This is a genomic window from Caballeronia arationis (assembly GCF_001544975.2).
Lineage (GTDB): Bacteria > Pseudomonadota > Gammaproteobacteria > Burkholderiales > Burkholderiaceae > Caballeronia > Caballeronia arationis.
This window is the reverse complement of the sequence record NZ_FCOG02000449.1, coordinates 1-1,308: the sequence shown is the minus strand read 5'-3', so window position 1 is coordinate 1,308 and position 1,308 is coordinate 1. Positions and strand designations below refer to the sequence as shown.

Sequence of the window (1,308 nt, the reverse complement as noted above, 5' to 3'; positions counted from 1 at the left end):
TGGCTACGGTCATCGTCGCTCCTGTTACGGGCAGTCTCCTGCCAAATGACCGTTTACACAAAACTAATTACACCCTCAACCCTCCATTGGCTCACTCTTGTTCTGCTTGTGGCCCAGTTCGCGCTGGGATGGCTCATGCCCGAAGCGGACGAGATAAAAGTGCCGTCGGGGCTTGTCGCATGGCACATCGGTGTCGGCGCTTCTCTTCTTGTGGTGATAGTTGCAAGGGTCGGCTGGGCACTCGTTCGACGCGCGCCAACACCGGTCGACCAGTCCCCTGAGCTTCGCGCAGTGGCAAACATCCTGCACATGGCGTTGTACGCGCTGCTGATACTCGTGCCTTTGCTAGGCTGGTTGAACGCTGATGGCAGAGGGTGGGTGGTGAAACTCGCGGGAGTGGTGCAGTTTCCCCAAATTTCCAACCCAAGCTCTCCCGACCTGTCGATTGGTGATTTGCACAGTGCGAGCGCAACGATTCTGTTGATTTTGATTGGCGTGCATGTGTTCGCAGTCTTGGTGCATCAAAATATTTTTAAAGACCGTCTGATGAGACGCATGCTATAGCCCCTTGACAATCATCGACGTGCCGGACCTGGAGCTTCCTTTCGTTGCGCTCGCTCGTCATGTACCTGTGGTGGCCGGGCAATCGTTTCATCCGTCACTGCTGTCCCCGGAAGCAATAGAGCTTCCGTCGGCGGTTGCAGTAGCTTACGAAGGATAGCAACCCGTCAGCTAAATACCGCATCGAGCTCAATTAAAACGATTCGTTGCCAATGCCGACTACCCTGAAAGCGAGCGGCTTACCAAGTCGAGCAAGAGAGGAGGGTGGAACGGCTTGCGCAAGAACGGACCCGCCGCCAGTTCGCCCGGCGGCACTGCGGCCGAGATAAATACAAACGGCACCGTGGTCAAAGTCGGAATCGCCGCGAAATAGCGATACAACTGCGTGCCATCCATGACAGGCATCATCCAGTCTGAAATGACTAGGTCAGGGGGCCCCGCGAGCGCGAATTCCATCGCCTCATAGCCATTTCGAGCCTTTACGACCCGATAGCCTTGCGCGGTAAGAATCAAATCCAGGACATAGAGGGTGTCCGGTTCATCGTCCACTACTAATATGGTGCTCATCGGAAGCGCGTCGCTCTCTTTTTGTTGTGAAGCCGAGGAACCCGGCGTGCATCTCATACTCTACGAGAACACCCAAAGTATTTATCGGCTAAATCCTGTCTAACTCGAGAGTGCCGAGTTCTTGCGCCTTTCTCACGGTCTCATCTTGGCGTTCGTGAGCGCCGATCCAGTTCTCGGTAA

The 1,308-nt window shown here is 55.1% G+C and carries 2 protein-coding genes; one reads left to right on the top strand and one right to left on the bottom strand.

Annotated features, from left to right (window positions below; all coding sequences use genetic code 11):
* Window positions 1-564 (top strand): cytochrome b (locus AWB81_RS43055; RefSeq protein WP_327373543.1); only part of this gene is annotated, 564 nt, incomplete at its 5' end.
* A gap of 216 nt (window positions 565-780) precedes the next feature.
* Here AWB81_RS43055 and AWB81_RS43050 read toward each other — a convergent pair.
* The gene (locus AWB81_RS43050) at window positions 781-1,128 is read right to left on the bottom strand and encodes a response regulator (protein WP_062644681.1); all 348 of its coding nucleotides are present in this window, start codon (window positions 1,126-1,128) and stop codon (window positions 781-783) included.
* Between the last annotated feature and the right edge of the window lie 180 nt (window positions 1,129-1,308).